The sequence below is a fragment of the Proteiniphilum sp. UBA5463 genome (assembly GCF_002427225.1).
GTDB classification, from domain to species: Bacteria; Bacteroidota; Bacteroidia; order Bacteroidales; family Dysgonomonadaceae; genus Proteiniphilum; species Proteiniphilum propionicum.
In genome coordinates this window covers 1-18,947 of sequence record NZ_DIQL01000015.1, presented here as the reverse complement: position 1 = coordinate 18,947, position 18,947 = coordinate 1, and the positions used below count along the sequence as shown (strand labels likewise).

Annotated in this window: 15 protein-coding genes, 1 tRNA gene and 1 pseudogene; 3 read left to right on the top strand and 14 right to left on the bottom strand. The window is 42.7% G+C overall.

What is annotated here, in order from left to right; translation table 11 throughout:
• Positions 1-168: 168 nt before the first annotated feature.
• The 3 genes from ftsH to B3B27_RS02985 form a co-directional block, all read right to left on the bottom strand.
• On the bottom strand, positions 169-2,196 hold the full coding sequence (gene ftsH / locus B3B27_RS02995) for an ATP-dependent zinc metalloprotease FtsH (protein WP_286846811.1): 2,028 nt from the start codon (positions 2,194-2,196) through the stop codon (positions 169-171).
• A 96-nt stretch (positions 2,197-2,292) separates the two neighbouring features.
• Positions 2,293-2,652 (bottom strand): ribosome silencing factor, encoded by a 360-nt coding sequence (rsfS, locus tag B3B27_RS02990; protein ID WP_238868905.1) that lies wholly within the window; start codon positions 2,650-2,652, stop codon positions 2,293-2,295.
• A gap of 214 nt (positions 2,653-2,866) precedes the next feature.
• A complete protein-coding gene (locus B3B27_RS02985) occupies positions 2,867-4,102 on the bottom strand; it encodes a 3-keto-disaccharide hydrolase (protein WP_238869418.1) in 1,236 nt (411 codons plus the stop codon).
• Positions 4,103-4,344: 242 nt separating this feature from the next.
• Between B3B27_RS02985 and B3B27_RS02980 the strand changes: the two genes are divergently transcribed.
• Positions 4,345-5,283 carry a bifunctional riboflavin kinase/FAD synthetase gene (locus B3B27_RS02980; RefSeq protein ID WP_407681785.1) on the top strand — a complete coding sequence of 313 codons (939 nt, stop codon included), beginning with the start codon at positions 4,345-4,347 and terminating at the stop codon, positions 5,281-5,283.
• 181 nt (positions 5,284-5,464) lie between these two features.
• Here B3B27_RS02980 and mltG read toward each other — a convergent pair whose 3' ends face one another.
• Positions 5,465-6,508 (bottom strand): endolytic transglycosylase MltG, encoded by a 1,044-nt coding sequence (gene mltG, locus B3B27_RS02975; RefSeq protein WP_238869420.1) that lies wholly within the window; start codon positions 6,506-6,508, stop codon positions 5,465-5,467.
• Between the two features lie 205 nt (positions 6,509-6,713).
• On the opposite strand from mltG, the gene B3B27_RS02970 reads away from it, so the two are divergent.
• Together B3B27_RS02970 and B3B27_RS11795 are read left to right on the top strand one after the other, a co-directional pair.
• Positions 6,714-6,800 (top strand) — tRNA-Ser (locus B3B27_RS02970).
• A 348-nt stretch (positions 6,801-7,148) separates the two neighbouring features.
• Positions 7,149-7,223 (top strand): annotated as a pseudogene (locus B3B27_RS11795) (Arm DNA-binding domain-containing protein); the annotation flags it as partial.
• A 349-nt stretch (positions 7,224-7,572) separates the two neighbouring features.
• Here the strand turns inward: B3B27_RS11795 and B3B27_RS02965 are convergent.
• From B3B27_RS02965 to B3B27_RS02920, 10 genes are all read right to left on the bottom strand, one after another.
• Positions 7,573-9,084: a TlpA family protein disulfide reductase gene (locus B3B27_RS02965; protein ID WP_238868906.1), complete on the bottom strand. Its 1,512-nt coding sequence runs from the start codon at positions 9,082-9,084 to the stop codon at positions 7,573-7,575.
• Between the two features lie 190 nt (positions 9,085-9,274).
• Complete coding sequence (locus B3B27_RS02960; RefSeq protein ID WP_238868908.1) at positions 9,275-11,350, bottom strand: TlpA family protein disulfide reductase; 2,076 nt, start codon at positions 11,348-11,350, stop codon at positions 9,275-9,277.
• A complete protein-coding gene (locus B3B27_RS02955; RefSeq protein ID WP_238868909.1) occupies positions 11,350-11,577 on the bottom strand; it encodes a TlpA family protein disulfide reductase in 228 nt (75 codons plus the stop codon). Before B3B27_RS02955 ends, B3B27_RS02960 begins: the two co-directional genes overlap by 1 nt.
• Before the next feature lie 21 nt (positions 11,578-11,598).
• A complete protein-coding gene (locus B3B27_RS02950; RefSeq protein ID WP_286846808.1) occupies positions 11,599-12,072 on the bottom strand; it encodes a TlpA family protein disulfide reductase in 474 nt (157 codons plus the stop codon).
• A 3-nt stretch (positions 12,073-12,075) separates the two neighbouring features.
• The gene (locus tag B3B27_RS02945; RefSeq protein ID WP_286846805.1) at positions 12,076-12,873 is read right to left on the bottom strand and encodes a hypothetical protein; all 798 of its coding nucleotides are present in this window, start codon (positions 12,871-12,873) and stop codon (positions 12,076-12,078) included.
• A 65-nt stretch (positions 12,874-12,938) separates the two neighbouring features.
• A complete protein-coding gene (locus B3B27_RS02940) occupies positions 12,939-13,613 on the bottom strand; it encodes an ABC transporter ATP-binding protein (protein WP_238869421.1) in 675 nt (224 codons plus the stop codon).
• A gap of 167 nt (positions 13,614-13,780) precedes the next feature.
• Complete coding sequence (locus B3B27_RS02935) at positions 13,781-14,602, bottom strand: ABC transporter permease (protein ID WP_238868912.1); 822 nt, start codon at positions 14,600-14,602, stop codon at positions 13,781-13,783.
• On the bottom strand, positions 14,589-15,230 hold the full coding sequence (locus B3B27_RS02930) for an ABC transporter permease (protein ID WP_286834061.1): 642 nt from the start codon (positions 15,228-15,230) through the stop codon (positions 14,589-14,591). Before B3B27_RS02930 ends, B3B27_RS02935 begins: the two co-directional genes overlap by 14 nt.
• A 39-nt stretch (positions 15,231-15,269) precedes the next feature.
• Positions 15,270-17,504, bottom strand: coding sequence for an FtsX-like permease family protein (locus B3B27_RS02925; protein ID WP_286834060.1), 2,235 nt, complete (start codon positions 17,502-17,504; stop codon positions 15,270-15,272).
• Positions 17,505-17,697: 193 nt separating this feature from the next.
• On the bottom strand, positions 17,698-18,947 hold a 1,250-nt coding region (locus tag B3B27_RS02920; protein ID WP_349681144.1), incomplete at its 5' end, for an ABC transporter permease.

The window sequence follows — 18,947 nt, the reverse complement described above, 5'->3', positions numbered from 1 at the left end:
TCCCCTCCGATAACTCTTTTCTACTGAAAATTTTCCAAAATCCTCATTAATTTTAAGCGAGTTGAAAACTATTAAAACCGGATTTGGGGATTTTCGGAGCAGACTCACTGATTTGAATTCAAAAAACTGATTTCGGAAAAAATAACTTTCTTCAAGAATGCTCTTTGTTTAATGTGATTCTATTGAAGCTATGTCCCCTGAACCAACAGGTTTCGATTGTGGTACAGGCTCTTCTTCTGTCTCTTTCTTGTTCTCGAAAATCTCCTGTGAGCGTGAAACCCATTGGCGCTTGCCGAAGATATGTTCCAGGTCCTCAGCATAAATAATCTCTTTCTCCAAAAGAATATTTGCTAATTGTCCGTGTCCGTTGGATTTGTCGGAGAGTATCTGTTTAGCCCTGGCATACTGTTCGGCTATCATTGATTTTACTTCCGCATCAATCAGCTTAGCTGTTTCATCACTGTAGGGTTTAGAGAACATATACTCCTGTCCCGATGAATCGTAATAGCTGAGATTGGGTAGTTTGTCACTCATGCCCAGGTAGGTGACCATAGCGTAGGCCTGTTTGGTAACACGTTCCAGGTCATTCATAGCACCTGAGGAGATTTGTCCGATAAACAATTCTTCGGCTGCTCTTCCACCTAACAGGGAACATATCTCGTCGAGCATCTGTTCCTTGGTGGTTATCTGTCGCTCTTCAGGCAGGTACCAGGCTGCTCCCAGTGCTTTCCCTCGGGGCACTATCGTTACCTTTACCAACGGGTTGGCATGCTCCAGGAACCAGCTTAAAGTGGCATGGCCTGCCTCGTGAATGGCGATAGACTTCTTCTCATTCTGAGTGATGATTTTATTTTTCTTCTCAAGTCCCCCCACGATACGGTCAACAGCATTCATGAAATCCTCTTTCTGAACATATTTTTTCTTCTTACGTGCTGCAATCAAAGCTGCTTCGTTACATACGTTTGCAATATCTGCACCGGAGAAACCCGGAGTCTGCCTAGAAAGGAACTCAATATCTACCGATTCATCAATTTTTATAGGGCGCAAGTGCACTTTGAATATATCTTTACGTTCATTCAGGTCAGGAAGCTCCACATAGATTTGTCTGTCGAAGCGTCCTGCACGCAGCAATGCCTTATCCAGCACATCGGCACGGTTGGTTGCTGCAAGTATGATAACGCCACTATTGGAGCCGAAGCCGTCCATCTCTGTCAGTAGTTGGTTAAGAGTATTCTCACGTTCATCGTTTGAGCCGAAGTTGGTGTTTTTGCCCCTTGCTCTGCCTACCGCGTCAATTTCATCAATAAACACAATGCATGGAGCCTTCTCCTTTGCCTGACGAAACAGGTCGCGCACACGTGATGCGCCGACACCCACAAACATCTCCACGAAATCAGATCCCGATATTGAGAAAAAGGGAACGTTGGCTTCACCGGCAACAGCTTTTGCCAGCAATGTCTTACCTGTTCCGGGAGGTCCTACCAGCAGTGCTCCCTTAGGTATCTTACCACCCAGATTAGTGTAGTTATTGGGGTTTTTAAGGAACTCTACAATTTCCTGTATCTCTTCTTTTGCTTCCGAAAGTCCTGCCACATCTTTAAACGTCACTTTCTGGCTCGAATCTTTATCGAAAAGCTGTGCTTTGGATTTTCCCACACTAAAAACGCCGCTGCCTCCACCTGCCCCTCCCTGCATTCTGCGCATCATCCATACCCAGAACACTATTAGAAGAATAAATGGGGCAAAAGTGATAAGTATTCCCCAAAATTCGGATGTGGTGTCGTAACGAACTTCAATCTCGTAATTTTTTTCATCTTTTATTTTATCGATAAACTCCGACACTGCGTCTGTTGAGGGCACATTTACCTTGATAGAAGGAGTTTTGCCCAGCTTGCTGGCGTCATTCCCAAAGATAAAGCTTGCAGACTCCTCCCGTATGACAGCCTCGGCGGTCTCTTTATTGCTGAATACAACCACACTTTTCACACGGTTGTCTCTGACATATTGCTGGAATTCCGACCATTTAACCTCTTTTACTGTATTGTCCTGCCCGAAGAACCACATACCCATTAGTATGGCAAGTATCGCGGCGTAAATCCAATACGGATTAAACGGCCTATTAGAATTATTAGGCCCGCCAATCTTTGGACGTAGTGTAGGCTGCTTATCTTTTTTGTTATTGTTTGTATTACTCATTTGGCTACCACCTCTTTTCGAAATTTTATATGGGCAACTCTACATGTTTTTGTATGCCCACTGGATAATTAGTAACAATTTTTTAAGGAATAAGTTTTATTCCAATGTGGGAATACGCAATGATTTTGCATCTTCCCAGAGATTATCAATGTTGTAAAAGCTGCGGAGTTCGGGGAGAAAAATATGCACTATTACGTTGCCGTAATCCATACCTATCCATTCGGCAAGCTTTTGTCCGTGTACACGGATAGGGCTCTCTTTTGTGTTTTTCTTAACAATCTCTTCTACCGAATCGGCCAACGCCGAAACCTGTGTCGGGGTGTTACCTTCACAAATAACGAAATAATCACAAATTGCACCCGACATGCCTTTTAGTTGTATTGCGCTGATATTTTTTCCTTTTTTTTCTTGAATTCCTTCAATAATACTTTGTAATAATCTGTTTTTTTCTATCATTCTTTGTTTTAAGTGAGTTGATGATACAAAGATAGGTTGTTTTTTGATAAATAGATATCAATCTGTGATGAAAATATTTTATGCGCAGGAAAAGTGAAAATCAGCATTAAGTAATTGATTACAATATTTCAAGATGTTAACGTAGTGTTGTGTAGGTATAGAAAGTAAAAAGCCCCGCCGGATTGACAGGGCTTATGGTTGTATTATTTAAGGGTTAGAGTGTCTGTAGTTTCAAATTTCTCCACAAAACCTTTATACCACCTCCGTCGTGGATCTGAAGAGCTATGCGGCCCTGTGCTTTGCCAATTTTCTCATCAGTCAAATCAACCATTTCCTCATCATTGAGATAGGTCTTTACATTATCTCCTTTTACAACGATACGCATTGTGTTCCAGTCTCCCTCTTTCAAAATTTCCTCTTTTTCATCGGGAATCTGTACCAGCCACCCACGCCCGTAAGATTCATAGATTCCACCGGTGTCATGACCCTTCGGAGCCACCTCCACCTGCCAGCCGTTAACAATTGCTACTGGCTCAATGAATGAACGGAAGAAAATGCCCGAATTGCCATCGGCTTCCTGTTTAAACTCGACTGTTAAATCAAAATCGTCGTAATATTCGCGCGTTGCCAGATATCCGTACTGCTTATCGGGGCCACTTTCACATATCAACAGGCCGTCCTCAACATACCATTTTTCGGTTCCGTATACTTCCCATCCGTGTAGATCGGTACCGTTGAACAGGGTTACTTCCCTTGTCTTTCGGGGCAACTCTTTTATCTTTACATTGCGGAACCAGGCTGCCGATCCGTGGTCCTGCAGGCAGATAACACCTTTTTGTGCCAGGCCGTACTCGGGCGCATTTTCCCATTTTCCACTGTTCTTGCGCTCAAACCAATCGTCAGTCCATGCTTCGAATTCAACTACCTTTTCTCCGTTAAGCCAATGTTCCACATGGCCATTGTCGAAAACAATCTTCGAGCTGTTCCATTCTCCTGCAGGCTTGATAACTGTTTTAGCCGGATCTGTGGTATGCATGGCATAGTCTGCAGCCGTCTTTTGCCAATCTTCAAGAGGATCGGGGAAACCAAGATCATCTATAAGCTGATATTCAGGTCCTGTAATGTAGGGGACGGTGAATTTCTGATTTTCAACCACATGGTAGAGTACACCGCTGTTTCCACCATCTGCAATTTTCCAGTCCCAAACCAATTCAAAATTCTCATAAGTTTTTTCGGTAACAATATAACCGTGTTCGTCAGCACCTTCGCCTTTGGCCTGTATCATGCCTTCTTCGGCAAACCATGGTGCAGTAAGGCTTTCGCCATTGTAGTCCCGCCATCCGTTGAGTGTTTCACCATCGAACAGAAGCTCCCATCCATCGGCAATCTCCTGTTGTGTAAGGGTGTTGTGTTTTGCCACGCCGGTGCAAGCAGTAGTTAAAGTAGCCATCACAATCGCAGTAATTAAAATAACTTTAGTTTGCATGTTTTCTTTTTTATAGGATTAAACATTTAATTCTATGCAAAGATATGATTTTCTGCTTAAAAACGACAATATGCATATAAATTCTTCTTTTTTTACAGAAGTAATTGAATTTATCAGATATAAAACTATTTTCCAGCTGTTTTTAAACTAAAGTCACTAGATTTGTGTTTTATACAGGCACAGTTTAACAAATTATTCATTAGATTTTGAAATTCATCGATTTAGCTGTAGAGAAAGAGATTGCCGATTTATCATATGTGGCAACTGTAGGTTTTTTTGATGGTGTACATATCGGGCACAGACATCTTATAAATCAGGTGAAAGCCGAAGCCCGGAATCGAAATTTACCATCGGCGGTTATCACTTTTCCAGTACATCCACGCAAAGTGCTACAAAAAGATTTTCAACCAGCTCTTCTTTGTGGATTTGAAGAAAAATTGGAGCAGCTTGCTACAACAGGTATAGATTATTGTATCAGCCTGCCCTTTACGATTGAACTATCGGAGCTTTCTGCCAAAGATTTCATGCAAAAGGTACTTAAGGAGAAACTTCATGTAGATACGCTGTTTGTGGGTTACGACCATCGTTTTGGGCATAACAGGGAGGATGGTTATACCCAATATCAGCGATATGGGAGTGAGCTGGGAATAAATGTTATTAAGGCTGCCGAACTTCAATATGGGGAGAGCGATGTCAGCTCATCTAGAATCCGAAGGTTGTTAAAAGTAGGAAAAATAAAGGAGGCGAATCTGCTATTGTCTTATAATTACAGGTTGTCGGGAAAAATAGTGGAGGGTTATCAGGTAGGCCGTACTATTGGCTTCCCTACAGCAAATATATGTGTATGGGAGCGTTATAAGGTGTTGCCTGAACTGGGTGTGTATGCTGTCCAGGTTCATCTTCGAGATATAATATATCCGGGTATGTTATATATTGGGACTCGTCCAACGCTTCATGCAGACACTGAAACAAGCGTGGAGGTAAATATTTTTGATTTCGAAGCGAATCTTTACGATCAGTCGATGGCGGTTGAATTTATAGATTTTATCAGAGCCGATGAGAAGTTTGATACCATTGAGGAGCTGGTTGCACAAATTCATCAGGATAAAGAGTCAGTGAAGAAAAGGTTGAAAAATATTAGATAGTTGTATCGGTATTTCTCTCCTAAAACTTTGCCTTGTCAAACCCTGTTCTGTTTATAATTTTTATTTATTTGAGCTTGTATGCCTCAAATGAAACCATTGTCCTTTCCGGGATTGGATTTAAATGGTTCCTTTAATTATTCAGGGCTTTATCCGAGTGCCCGGCAATTCATAAAACTGCATTCTAATAGATTTTTCTTTCATTCAGAGCCTTTTGGTACGCTGCTGCATTGCGTGTATGTTCGGCATGAGTAACTGCGAAGTTGTGACGGCCCGAGAGATCGTTTTTTGCACACATAAACAGATACTTGTGTTGCTGAGGTGATAATGTCGCATCTATTGCTGCTATGGACGGTATCCTGATCGGACCCGGCGGCAGGCCGGAGTTCCTATAGGTATTGTAAGGCGAATCTGTTTCCAGGTGTTTATATAAAATGCGACGCAGGGTGAAATCGCCAACGGCAAACTTTACTGTCGGGTCGGCTTCAAGGTTCATCCCCTTTTTTAGTCTGTTCAGATATAGTCCTGCCACAACCGGATATTCATCTGTATAAGTAGCTTCCTCCTCCACTATGGAAGCAAGTATCGATGCCTCTAATGGTGTAAGTCCGATTTTTTCTGCTTTGCATCTTCGTTCTTCGTCCCAAAAAGCGCCATACTCCCTCTTCATCCGGTCCAGAAGATTTTCAATACCCGTATCCCAGTACACTTCGTAGGTGTTTGGAATAAACATCGAAATAAACGTGTATTCGTTAAACCCATATTTTTTGGCGTTTGCAGTATCATTAAGGGCATTCAACAGTTTTAGGCTGTCTATCATCAATTGTTGGGAGATTCTCCCAGCCAGATTTTCGCTGGTACGCATGTTGTTAAAAGTAAGATTCACGGGCGTTTGATTTCCCGACCGCAAAAGTCGTATCACATCCGGCATGGTCATGCCATCCTTTATGGCGTATCTTCCGGTTTTTATTCTGTTCGCAAGATTCATTCTCTCTGCCAGTAGCCGGAATATATGTTCCGACGGCAGCCCCGCTTTTGCTTTTAGCTGATCAACCACTTTTTCATAGTTCTTGTCCTGGTCTATATAGATGTAAGCCGTTTCTGATAATGAAAACGGTTTAAAGATAAGATTGTATGCATAGACGCTTGTTGAAATGACAAGCAGCAGCAGAACGCCGGTGATCCATGGCAGAAGCCTGTTTTTTTTCTTTTTCTTCACTTGTTCAATTTTTATTGCACTGTTTTACCCGATATAATAATCCAAATAAATTTGTCTTTTGTAACATCGCTTCACACGGAAGTTTCATCTTTTATATAGTGAGACATGAAAACAGGAACAAATGTAGAAAGATTCGCTTTAAAATATCACATTTTCTTTGACAAGTTAAAAACAAACTTGTATATTTGCATCCGATTTTAGCAAAAATTCATAAGGAAGTGTGGGTGAGTGGCTGAAACCAGCAGTTTGCTAAACTGCCGTACGGGTAACTGTACCGGGGGTTCGAATCCCCCCGCTTCCGCGAAAAAGGCTTAAAAAAGTCAACAAAAAATAAATAAAATCCTGTAAGAATCTCATCTACAGGATTTTTTATTTTATATATCCTCTTGCTTACAGGTCATGAAAAAGCCGCAAACAAGCCATAAACTACACCTGAAAAGTAACCTATTCGTAACCTACTCCAAAATGAGCCAAATAAGTCGCGATTTGGCTGTAAGTGACTCTTTATTGGCGCTTTATGGCGTGCTAAAAGCTGCGCTAATTATTCAATTATGCTATAATTTTGTAATTAATTAGTAACTTAAAAATGAGGAATTATGAGAACAACTTTTCCACGCTTTTTTCTTAAAAAGCAGCTTCTAAAAAAGACGGAACAATGCCTATTATGGCAAGAATAACTGTTAAAGGAACTGTTTCACACTTCAGCACGAAATTATCCATTTAACCTGAAAACTGGGACACCTGGTCAAATAGGATGAAAGGTAGGGATAGAGATGCAAAGATGTTTATTTGCGAACAGGGATGAAGTGTAGTAGCAACACAGCTGTAAAGTTTGTACAACTATTCAATATATGTACATATCGACATATTTACATTTGTTTAGCTCTGTACTTGTACATCGACTAACTGGTGTATGTACTAACTTGCATATCATAACATCACAATACCGTAACATCGTATTATAATATCCTAGTGTCAAGTTTATTTCAAAACATAATCGGTTAATAATTTTTTCTAAAGCTTAATGAATGACTTTTGAGATACTACAATTTCTTTAAGCAGCAGCTACTTTTTTATTTTTCCAACAACTTCTCAATCGCCACCTTGGTTTCCGGTAAAGACGGAAGTATGTGGTTGCCAAAATCCACCATTACACCGCATTTATCGAAAAGCAGGAAATAAGGGACGCTGCTTCCCGTGTTGAAACGTTTTACGATGTCTTGCCACTCTTTATCGGTAAGGGCTATGTGAATGCCGGGAAGGTCGAGACTTGCAATGATGTTTTTTCCGCGTTCGGTTTCACTGTCCAGCCACAAATAAACAAACACAATGGGTTTGTCGGCAAGTTCTTCGTGAAGGGTTTTGCTGTACGGTATTTGCCTCATGCACGGCCTGCACCACGTCGCACCGATATCCACATACACCACCTTCCCCGGATTGGAATCGAGAATGTGTTTTACAATGTTAGCAGAGTCAGTTATCAGCGAACCGCTTCCGTGCAATTCAATGGCGTTTCGTCCTAAAACGGCATCGGAATAAACGCGCGGATTGGCATTGTAGGCTTTTACCTGATTGTATTGGTTGTTGAGCGTGGTTCGTAGGAACGGGTCGGTAATTGTTTTGTTTATCATTACGCGGTTGCTGTCGATCCAATCCGTTTTGTGAGCGGTGAGGTAGAAGTTACTAACAAAAATGGCAGAGGCTAATTGCGAGAGGTAGTTGTTTTCAGAACTAGATTTCATCTTTTCCAACATTCCGTCCCACGACATATTCGCGTTCTCTTTCTTAAATAATTCGGGGTTACTTTCTTCTACTTTGTATCTCGAAAACAAACTGACCGTTCCAATATAATCAGCCATCATCATCGAATTATCCACTTCTTTCTCAAATTCTTTCACGAAATCGTAATACTTCTCTCGCTCCTCTCTTGTCAGTTCCTTTTTTGTTCGAATGGCGTGCTGGTAAGGATATGTGAACAACGCCTGGTAATAATCCAATGCCACCTGCTTTTTTGCCCACGTGTTAAACGTTTCCGGTGTGTTGTGTTTTTGCTGAAACGTGGCGAGCTTTTGCAAAGTCTCGTTGTATTGCTTATTGGTTTCCGCCCTGTAATCCGAAAATAGCAGTTCATAAGGTTGGGAGTATCGTCCCAAATATTGATTTCGGAAGGCGTTGATATGCTTGTTCAGTTCGGCAGTAGTGCCCCCGAAAACAGTATGAGAGATGTTCCGAAAATCTTTTTCGATATACAAACTGTCACCCGGAGCGATAACGATGCGGTCTTCCACGGGAACAAACGATATTTCGCGGGTGGTGATGGGGTAAATTTCGAAACGGAACATCCCGTCTTCGGTAAGGGGCGAGGTGTGCGTGGTTTCATTTCCGTAGAAATCGAGCAGTTTTATTTCGAGCTTTTTAACGTGTGGATAGACATCCAGATTGATTATTTTCCCGGTAATAATGGCTTTCTCGCCCTGGTCTGTTTTCTCCCCGGTAAATATGGGCGGCATTCCGTCCTCTTTCTGCCGTTGGCAGGTAGAGAGAATAAGGGAGAGGAAGAGGAAGAGGATTGTTTTTGGGTTCATTATTATTCAATAATTTATATCTGTTGCCACGACTTTTAAGTCGTGGATGTAAAAGTACTCTAAAAAGGGCTTTAGCCAAACTTATCCCGAATATCGGAGACATTCAATAAAGAGAAAATAAACTTCGGCTAAGGCCGGATATCCGGTTTGTTTTATCCGCGCGCTAAAGCGGCGTGGTAATTGGTGGCTCTTATTTTTTATCTAACGCTTTGTTCAATTCATTTTTCATTGTATCCACGCCTGGGAAACCGGTGGTGTAATATGTTTGATTTCCTTCTCTGTCTAATATCAGATAGGTCGGGACTCCTCTTACATTCAGGGTTTTATAAATATACTCCCATTGTGCCTGATTCAAGCGGTAATGCGAACCGTGGATATCGGCAATCATATTTTTCCACGTGTTTTCGGGAGAGTCTTCGCCCGCGAGATATAAAAACACCACATCTTTATCGGCAAACTGCGCTTTCATCGGATTCATTTCGGCATGTGCCGCTCGGCACGGCCCGCACCAGGTTGCCCAAACATCTACCAGTGCAACTTTTCCTTTAAAGGGTTTCATCAATTCGAGAAACAGTTGCTCATCCACATTGGCAGGCGGATTTAAAACGGTATATCCGGTTTTCTTTTTGTTTTCTTCTATTTTTGCCAGCAAATCTTCATTTTCTTTTAGGATAACTTCCCGAATCAACGGGGGCAGGGTGGTGAGTTCGGATTTTTGTTCATCGGTAAGTGGATTGAAGTCCTGCAACGCTGAACATAACTGTTGCGACCTCATCAACTTGAATAAAAATGCATTGTTGGTATTCCATATTTTAGAAAGGAATCCTTCGCCCGATTGGGTTTTCATAAATTTGTTGGCAATGTTCTGATATTTATTGAATACCGAACCGATGGAAGAAGCTTTTTCAAACTTTTCCCCTTTTTCCTGTGCCGAAATGTAATCTTTGAAAAATTGACGGTCTTCCAGGGATACCTTTTTATTTTCAGAGAGATACCGTATGACTACCAATGGGTCGTTTAAATTTTCTTTTGCATACAGTAAGCTGCGAATGAAATGTCCGATGTTTCGAACCAGAAGCACATCGGGATCATCATAGGGGATCATCCGGTAAAAGTCATTGAAATCGTCGGTAAACTGTGCAGGATTTTTGATTTTTCTTGCATCTTCAAACGTTACGCCATGTTTAAAGGCATAGGCATCGATAACAACATAATCTGCCATTGAAAGAAAGTTTACTAATTTGTATGCCATCTCATAATTGGCAATTTTCTTCGCCAGCAAACTGATATTGAGATTGTTATTGTATTCAACGGCTTCGTTGTATTTCGTAATCATAAAATCCTTGAACTGGTACACATCCATATCGGCAATCTCATTTCTGAAATCTCCCTCAATCAGGTTGGATATATTTTTGTGGCTCAGATCGGTATTGAGTTCTGCCAAATAACCGGAATAATAAGCTTTATTTCCATACGATAACTCTTCCTTTAACAGACGCGATCCGGCACGATAGATTTCAGGAAAGTTTACCCATACCTTCGATTCCTGACCGGGTGCAACCCGAATGGGAACGGTAAAAAGTTTACGGTCTGTCAATAAAACCAGCGTCGGGCTATCGACGGTTATAGATGCGGAAAAAGAGCCGTCACTATTTATCGTAACCGGTTCGTTTTTTTCGGTACCCGTTATCGGATTTAAATAATAGAGTGTATATTTTTCGTGTGTGGGCGCATAAGCCATTATTTTTCCGCTCACAAGGGCTTCGCCTTTCTGTAATTGAGCCTGAAAATTATTTTCTGCCCGATGTTTTTGTCTAAATTCTGCCGGAATTTCAGGAAGTTGTATGCGTTTGTTCACCAAATCAACGCCATATATTTTAAAGCAATCATTACAATCGCTCTCGATAAAATCGAACGTGCGGGTATTTTGGGGTAGCGGTTCAAACATGAGTTTAAACGATGCTTCGCCCGATTTTGGCATCCAGAACAGCGAATCGAGTTCGATGCCGTCACCGCTGCGAACCATATACTTTTTACCATCGGCAAGCAGATAAGTATCGGATGCTATTTTTATCCAATAGCCGGGTGTAAAAAAAGCTTCCACGTCAAGTACCGTTGTGGTGTCCGATAACGTTACTTTGGAGATTTCCAGCGCACGGTTGTTGGCGAATGCCGCATGAGGTAAATCTACTGTTTTTATTTGTGCCTGCAACGATATTGCCGCGGCAACCAGCAAAAAGGTAAGGAGTGTTTTTGGGTTCATCATTATTTTTCTTCTAACAATTTATTAATTTCCGATATCAACTTTTCGTAATCCGACGGACGAGGCGCGTCAAAATCGACGATGTTCCCGTTTTTGTCGATCAACACATACTTGGGAATGGCAATGGCATTGTAAGAACGATGCACGGCTCCATTTTCATCGTATAGTTGCAACCATTGCGGCGTGTCTTTCTTGATGGTGCTCAGCCATTCTTTTTTACCGTCATTCACGGCTATTCCGATGATTTCGATTCAGTCATCGTTTTTATAGGTGTCGTAAATCTTCTTCAGGTCCGGAATTTGAGCGCGGCACGGTGCGCACCAGCTCGCCCACAAATCCAGGTAAATCACTTTCCCCTTGAAATCGCTTAGACTGTACGTCATATCATTGTCGCTTTTGAGCGCAAACGGTGGGGCGGGCTGTCCTTTCTGCGTACGATAAAGCAGCTTCTCTTTCTCCGCAAACGCGTTTTCGATGGCTTGCCTGAAATATCGGTTTTCCAAGGAAGCCACATACGGACGCGCTTTTTCCCGGGTTTCATTCAGTTGCTGAAAATTTCCCGTGGCATAATGAATTTTTCCTATCAGTTTGTTGTACAGGGTGTGTTCACGTATTTTCCCCTTGAGGGTTTGATTAATTTTTTCAATGTTGTAGAAGTTGTTGGCAAGCAACGTGGAATCTTTATCATAATCGAGTTTCAGAAGATAATCAAGGTATTCATTCACATATCATCCTTTGTAATTCTCCGAGATGAAATAGGCTTCGTTGTTGATATCTTTGATCAACGTTGCGTCAGCCAGTTTTTCTACAAATTCACGCGCCTGCCTGGCATTCATTCCCGTAAGCTTTGTAAAGGCTATTTTTTTGTACTCGAGCAGAAACAAATTGTCCAAGCGGGTCATTTCCTCAAAGTGGGAGAAATACGGGTCGTTGCCGACCGCCTTGCCGAAGGCTACCTTTTCTATGGAGTCGGTCAACTGTTTTTCAGCTTCCAGGTAACTTGAGAATTTGGCTTCATCGGTAAATTCGTACCAGTTGTCAGCCTCTTTCCGGCGGATGTATTCTTTGAGGTAAAGTTCCCGATACCGGTTGCTTTCCGCTCCTTTCCCGGTAATCTGAGTGGTTTCCATCAAGGTAGGAAAGTCGGAAGCATCGGCGGTGATGGTCAGGTTGTAACCGGGCGCGACATATATGTTGTTTAATTGGGTTCGCTTGTTTTGAATACTTACCTTTTGGGGATTGATTGCATTGTAGGTTTTCAAGTAAAAGCGTCCCTCATTATCGAGCCGCAGGGTGTCGGGTTTATACTTACCCACGCTGTCGGTGAAAAGATAGAGTTCTTTTTCCGGACTGTTGGTTATTTGCCCTTGCAGAATAAGTGGCTCCGTTTTTTTCGCTTGCGCCGTTATTGTATCGAGCTGAACAAGGTCAACGCGAATTTCTTTTAACTTTTTAGTATTGTCTTGCGCTTGCACCGATATTGCCACGGCGATAAGCAAAAGGATAAGAATTGTTTTTGACTTCATGATAATATTGATATTTAGAATTCTAAGTAGCTCTAGCATTTAGTGCTATAGCTACTTGATAACAACTACAGCACCACCTCCGGTACCACTTTTCCATCAAACAATTTAATTATGCGGTCGGCATAACCGGCATCGTGCTGACTGTGTGTAACCATCACAATTGTGGTTCCCTCCTTATTGAGTTCGGTAAGCAGGCTCATTACCTCGGCGCCGTTTTTACTGTCTAAGTTACCCGTGGGTTCGTCGGCAAGGATGAGTTTGGGATTGGCTACCACGGCGCGGGCAATGGCAACGCGTTGTTGTTGTCCGCCCGAAAGTTGCTGTGGAAAATGTTTCTCACGATGAGAAATAGCCATCCGGTTCATAGCCTTTTTTACCCTTTGCTTGCGTTGGGCAGCAGGGATTTTCATGTAGAGGAGCGGAAGCTCGATGTTTTCATACACGTTGAGTTCTTCGATGAGGTTGAAGCTCTGGAACACGAAGCCGATAACGCCTTTGCGAAGGCTTGTCCGCTCGTTTTCGGTAAATTTCGACACGTCGGTTCCGTTGAGGAAATAATGTCCCGACGTGGGATTGTCCAGTAAGCCCAAAATATTGAGCAACGTGGTTTTTCCGCAGCCCGACGGCCCCATAATGGCGACAAATTCGCCTTCGTTGATTTCTATATCCACATCGGACAATGCCCAGGTTTCCACTTCTTCCGTGCGGAAGATTTTTAGTAAGTTTTCTGTTTTAATCATTTTTTTTGAGATTTTAGAGCCAAGAACCAAGAGTAAAGTAAAGACTTTTTGGTGGAATTATTGGCTGTTGTTTTTATTTTATTGTTTTGTTTTTTGCCACTAAGACACAAAGGCGCCACGTTGCACAAAAAATCTGTTTTCTGATGTCTAGTTATTGGCATATTATTTTATTCCACTTTTATCGCGCTTGCCGGATTAATCTTCATTGCCCGCCGCACCTGCCACATAAGCGTGAGTAGCGACACGGCGGTTACCACAATTGCCGAAACCACGAACAGCCACCACGAAATCGCCGTCCGATGCGCGAAACTTTCCATATATCGGCTAATTACCCCATACGAAACGGGAACGGCAACCGCAAACGCCGCGCCAAGCAGATACGCGTATTTTTTCAGCAACAGGCGCATAATGTCGTTGGGTTTGGCACCGTTGATTTTTCGCAGCGCTATTTCACGGTATCGCTGACGGATATCGAACAGCGAAAGGGCAAATAAGCCTAAGCAGGAGATGAAAATGGCGATTAACGAAAACGCTGTATATATACGGATTATACATTTGTCGTCTGCATACAATGCCGCTATTTCATCTTCCATAAACGTATATGTAAATTCGGCATCGCCATAAAGTTCCGTGTTGAGTTTTTGGAGAAACTCTATAGCTTCTTGCTGTTTCCCAGGAGCAATTTTAGCAATCAAATTTTCTTCTTTCATATATTCTTCCTGATATACAATAACCACCGGAAGGGTTGGGTTGGACAAATGGCCGGTATTAAAATCCTTTATTACGCCCACAATTTCGTAGGCGGGATTAACGCTCATATCGCCTTGTGCATACCAAAGCCGATGTTCTGGTTGCAGATATGCGGTGTGAATATCGGTTATGTTGAACTGTTTTTTTGCCGTTTCGTTGATGATGAACCGATATTGAATGGACACATCGGTTGAATCCCACAAGCGCCCTTCGAGCAGTTGGTAGTTAAAGATTTTCATCTGTTTTTGCGACATATTCAAGTAGCCCACACTTTTGTATTCTCCTCCTTCGATTTTTACCGGCACAGTGGGTCGGAGGGAATAAACCGGATTGCCATACGCCCACCGCATTAAGCAAATCGCCCGACACGTAACTGATTTTCTGCCCGATGGGGTTTTCGTTTCCGAAAAGTCGCTTTGCCAATTTCGATGTAATAATCGCGTCTTCCGGAGCCTGCAGCTTGTTGCTCCCCAGCGCAATGGGATAAGGAACAATTTGCAAAAAAGCACTGTCCACGACAAAAATATTCACACTGTAACGATGATTTTTTACCCCAATTTGCTCATTATCAAAAGCGATAAAATCTGTTGATTTCTCAACCGAGGGGGCATCTAACGGACTGGTAAAATCTTCACGGCGATTGATGTTTACGGCGGCGCCCAATCGTCTAGGACGGTTTTCCTGTTCAATAGTTGTTAGGTACGTCCTGTCCAACTCATCGATAAACCGATTCACCGTGGTTTCCTGATGCACATACCGCGATACCGTGATAACACACGCCAAGCTGAGCGTCAACCCTAACACGTTGATGACGGAATAGAGCCGGAATCGATTTAAAATTCGAACGGATGTTGTCAGTATTTTCATTCCTTTTTGATTACTAGATGTTTCTTTAAATTATCAAATTTATTCCGACTTCACCTCCTCTGCCGGGTTTTCGCTCGCCGCCTTCCATACCCTGAAAATAATGCTGGTAAAAACAATGGCAGCCACCAACACAAACACACCGGCAAAAAGCCACCATTCCATAGATACCCTACGAGTGTACTGTTCCAACCATCGCAACATCACGTACACACCAACGGGAAACGCCACCAAGCACGCCGTCACCGTTACCACGAAATATTGACGAAAAAACAACGCCAGAATTTCTTTTGCCTTCGCACCGTTTACCTTGCGAATGGCGATTTCCTTGCGCCGTTGACTGCACGCCAAGGTAATCATCGAAAAAATGCCGAAAACGGCGATGAGGATGGCAACGACGGTCATGATACCCAACAAAATGAGTAGCCAACGCTCAGATTTGGTGTATTCGGAATAGACTTCTTCCATATTTTCGAAATGTACCCTATTGTAGGGCATATTGTCTTTCTTACCTGCTATTTCTTCTATGGCTTGTTCCGTTTGTTTGCGGAAATCTTTCGCATATTTATATGCAATTGTGTTTCCGGCCATATTTGTATTGCCTGCATCTTGTGGTGTTCGGTATAGGGTGGGTTGAATGGGTAACAAAGGAGATTGAGCGTGCAAATCGGGGATTACGCCGACAATTGTCCAGTGGCTATTTAGTTTTTCGCCAATAGGATTTTCTTTTCCAATCATTCTTTTCGCGGTTTCATTAATCACGCAAACACGCGTTTCGTTTTCATTCATAGCACGACCTTGGAGCAATTTAATATCAAAGAAATCGAAAAATTCGGGCGACTGCACATTAAACAATTCAAAATTCTGCATGCGTTCAGAAGGCGTTCCTTTTTCTAACGAAACCTGGGTAGAAGCACTACTCCTGCTTGGCAAAAAAGCCTGCGGAAAATAGATGGCATCTTCCACTCCCGAAACGCTTTTTACTTCTTCCAAAAGGATGGGATCGTGCAATGCCCACATATTCACTTGACTGATGTTGTGCCTGTTAAAACCAATCTCTGCACGGTTTAAAAGGCACATCTGATGGAAAAAAACCGATGTGCAGAAAATAAGCAATACGCCGATAAAAAGCTGTAATCCAATGCTAATGAGCGTAAAACTGTTTTTGAAACCGAGGTGTTGTCTCGTTTCGGGTTGAATATTTTCGCGAACGCTACGTTTCATAAAATAGTGGATAGGAAAGAAAGCGAAGAGTCCCGAAACGATGATAAGTCCAATGGCATACAGCATCATTTCACGTGCAAAATAGGTTTTTGCAGCTTCAATTTGCGACAGTTTTGTGAAAGCAGAAAAAAACAATTCAGTAAGCACGCCACCGATAAACACCGATAAAAACAGAATAAGTATAAACTCGAAAAACAGCAAAGTCAACAACTGTACGGTTCCGCTTCCTGTTACTTTCCGCAACGCCATTTCTCGGCTTCTGATCTTTATCCGGTTGATAAACAACATCAAGTAATTGAACAACGCGCAAAGAATAACCAGCAACGCCACTCCTGCAAATATACGCAAATGGTTAAACTTGATGTTTGTTTTAGCATCGGGTATGGTGTAATGCACCTTTTTCAGCGGAATGAGTTTGTAAGACATCACTCCTTGCATTGAATTTTCTACGTTAACGCTATCGAGTTTCTGTTGAAAGGCATTGATATCTATTCCGGCGTAAAAGCGCACAAATGCCGATTTTGAATGATATACCCACGGCGAATATCTTTCATCTGGAAGTTTGTATGGACGGATATTGATTTGGTCGTATGCCACATTGCTGTGGAGCGTTTTTTCGGGAATTATCTTGTAATTAATCAGTAAGCTATCGGGGATTCCACTTTGTTTCAACATTTGATAATCAGTTGATGTAACTAAAGAAATTCCGGTTTCGGGCAATGGTTCCGGAAACCGGACGGTGATTTCGGGATAAAAAACCTCGAAAAAAGAGATGTCCGTTTCAATCAAATGTATAGACACCAATGAATCTTTTATCCTCATTTTGTCATTATAAGAAAGCATTGTGGCCGCTTCCACTTCCGGAAAAGTTTTTTTCAGGTATCCCGCTAAAGCATCCGGCACCAGATTTGATAACCCACCCGCTCTTTTTTCATCTACTTTGGCAACCATATAAATTCTGTCCCTGTCGGGATTATGGCTATCATATCCCATTTCGTACCTTATCCACGACATAGTGAACGAAAATGCCGTAAAGCCGATTGCCAAACCCAAAATACTGACAATTGTTTGGGTTTTGTACTTAAATAAGTTTCGAAAAGCGATTTTTAGATAATGTAAAAGCATATATTTTATTTACAATTTTAGAATTACGATTTACGATTTGTTTTATTAGACTTGTTGTTCGGGACACGAACGCCTTTGGCTTCGTGATTTTTTTGACGAAGGCGGAGTCATCGTCTCCCGTTTATTCCGCTTTCAAACTTTCCACCGGATTGCTTCGTGCCGTGCGCCACACGTGCCAGCCGACGGTTGCGAACGCGACGACGGCAACCAACAGCAGCGCGAGCAGAAACGAACCTACCGACACATCCACCCGATACACAAACTGTTGCAACCACCGTTCCATCAGCCACCATGCCGGCGGAAGGGCTACGGCAAATCCCACCGCCATCCATACGAACATCGGTATCATCAGCAGCCACAGGAGTTGCGGCGTTTTGGCGCCGTTGATTTTTCGGATACCGATTTCTTTAGTGCGTTGCTGCACGGCGTAAAACGTAATGCCGAACAACCCGAAACAGGTAAGCAGAATGCTGATAAGCGAATACATGTTTAGCAGGCGTGACATCTCGAAGATTTTGCTGTTGAGCTTTATAAATTCGTGATAAGTGTCGATGCAATTGAATCCGGCATCGGGAAAGGTTTGCCGCCAAACCGATTTGATGGTGGAAAAGGTTTCGGAATTTCCTTTATCCGTAAGTTTTACGCGTAGTGTGCTGGTGTATCGTGGGTCGTGGACATATTGGCCAATGAGGATGGATGTGTTTTTTTCTTCCAGAGAATTAAAATAGAAGTCTTCAATCACACCACCGATAACGGCCAGTGAATCGCCCGAATCGAAATATTTGGATAAAGGCTCGTTGGTTAATTCCGTTTCCGGTTTGTCCAGCGCGTCGGCAAACGTCTTATTTACAAGCACCGCGTGCGGGTTGGTTTCAAACAGCGTTTCCCAATCGGTTCCCGATAGCTGCCTGAGTTTGAGAATGTGTAGAAATTCCTTATCGCCCGATAGTTGCAACACCGCCGTTTCAATTTCTTCGCCCGATTCTTTCCGCAGGGTGTTGTGCATAATCCACGCGTTCATCATGGGGAGGTTTCCGGTTGAAACACCCGATACGCCGGGGATATTTTGTATGCGGGTTTCAAGTTCGCGAAGTTTCCCGATTTCCATCACTTCGGATATTTCAATCAGGTTGCGGTAACGGTCGCCGTTTTGTTTTACCAGGCTTACTTGCCGGTTTGCCGTGATGGCAGCGGTAATGAGCGCAATGGCAATCAAGAACTGCGCGGTTACCAACGTGCCGATCCACCGGTTTTTCTTGGTTACGAAAAACAGCCTGTAATCGCTTCCCGACAGGCGGCTGAGTTTCCGGCTCATTATCCAGGCCGGGATCACCGTAAGCACAACAACGAACAGTATCAGTATCGGGTAAA

Coding starts and splice junctions, on each gene's coding strand:
- ftsH (WP_286846811.1), bottom strand. CDS start 2,196: ATGAGTAATACAAACAATAACAAAAAAGATAAGCAGCCTACACTACGT.
- rsfS (WP_238868905.1), bottom strand. CDS start 2,652: ATGATAGAAAAAAACAGATTATTACAAAGTATTATTGAAGGAATTCAA.
- B3B27_RS02985 (WP_238869418.1), bottom strand. CDS start 4,102: ATGGCTACTTTAACTACTGCTTGCACCGGCGTGGCAAAACACAACACC.
- B3B27_RS02965 (WP_238868906.1), bottom strand. CDS start 9,084: ATGAACCCAAAAACAATCCTCTTCCTCTTCCTCTCCCTTATTCTCTCT.
- B3B27_RS02960 (WP_238868908.1), bottom strand. CDS start 11,350: ATGATGAACCCAAAAACACTCCTTACCTTTTTGCTGGTTGCCGCGGCA.
- B3B27_RS02945 (WP_286846805.1), bottom strand. CDS start 12,873: ATGAAGTCAAAAACAATTCTTATCCTTTTGCTTATCGCCGTGGCAATA.
- B3B27_RS02940 (WP_238869421.1), bottom strand. CDS start 13,613: ATGATTAAAACAGAAAACTTACTAAAAATCTTCCGCACGGAAGAAGTG.
- B3B27_RS02935 (WP_238868912.1), bottom strand. CDS start 14,602: ATGAAAATCTTTAACTACCAACTGCTCGAAGGGCGCTTGTGGGATTCA.
- B3B27_RS02930 (WP_286834061.1), bottom strand. CDS start 15,230: ATGAAAATACTGACAACATCCGTTCGAATTTTAAATCGATTCCGGCTC.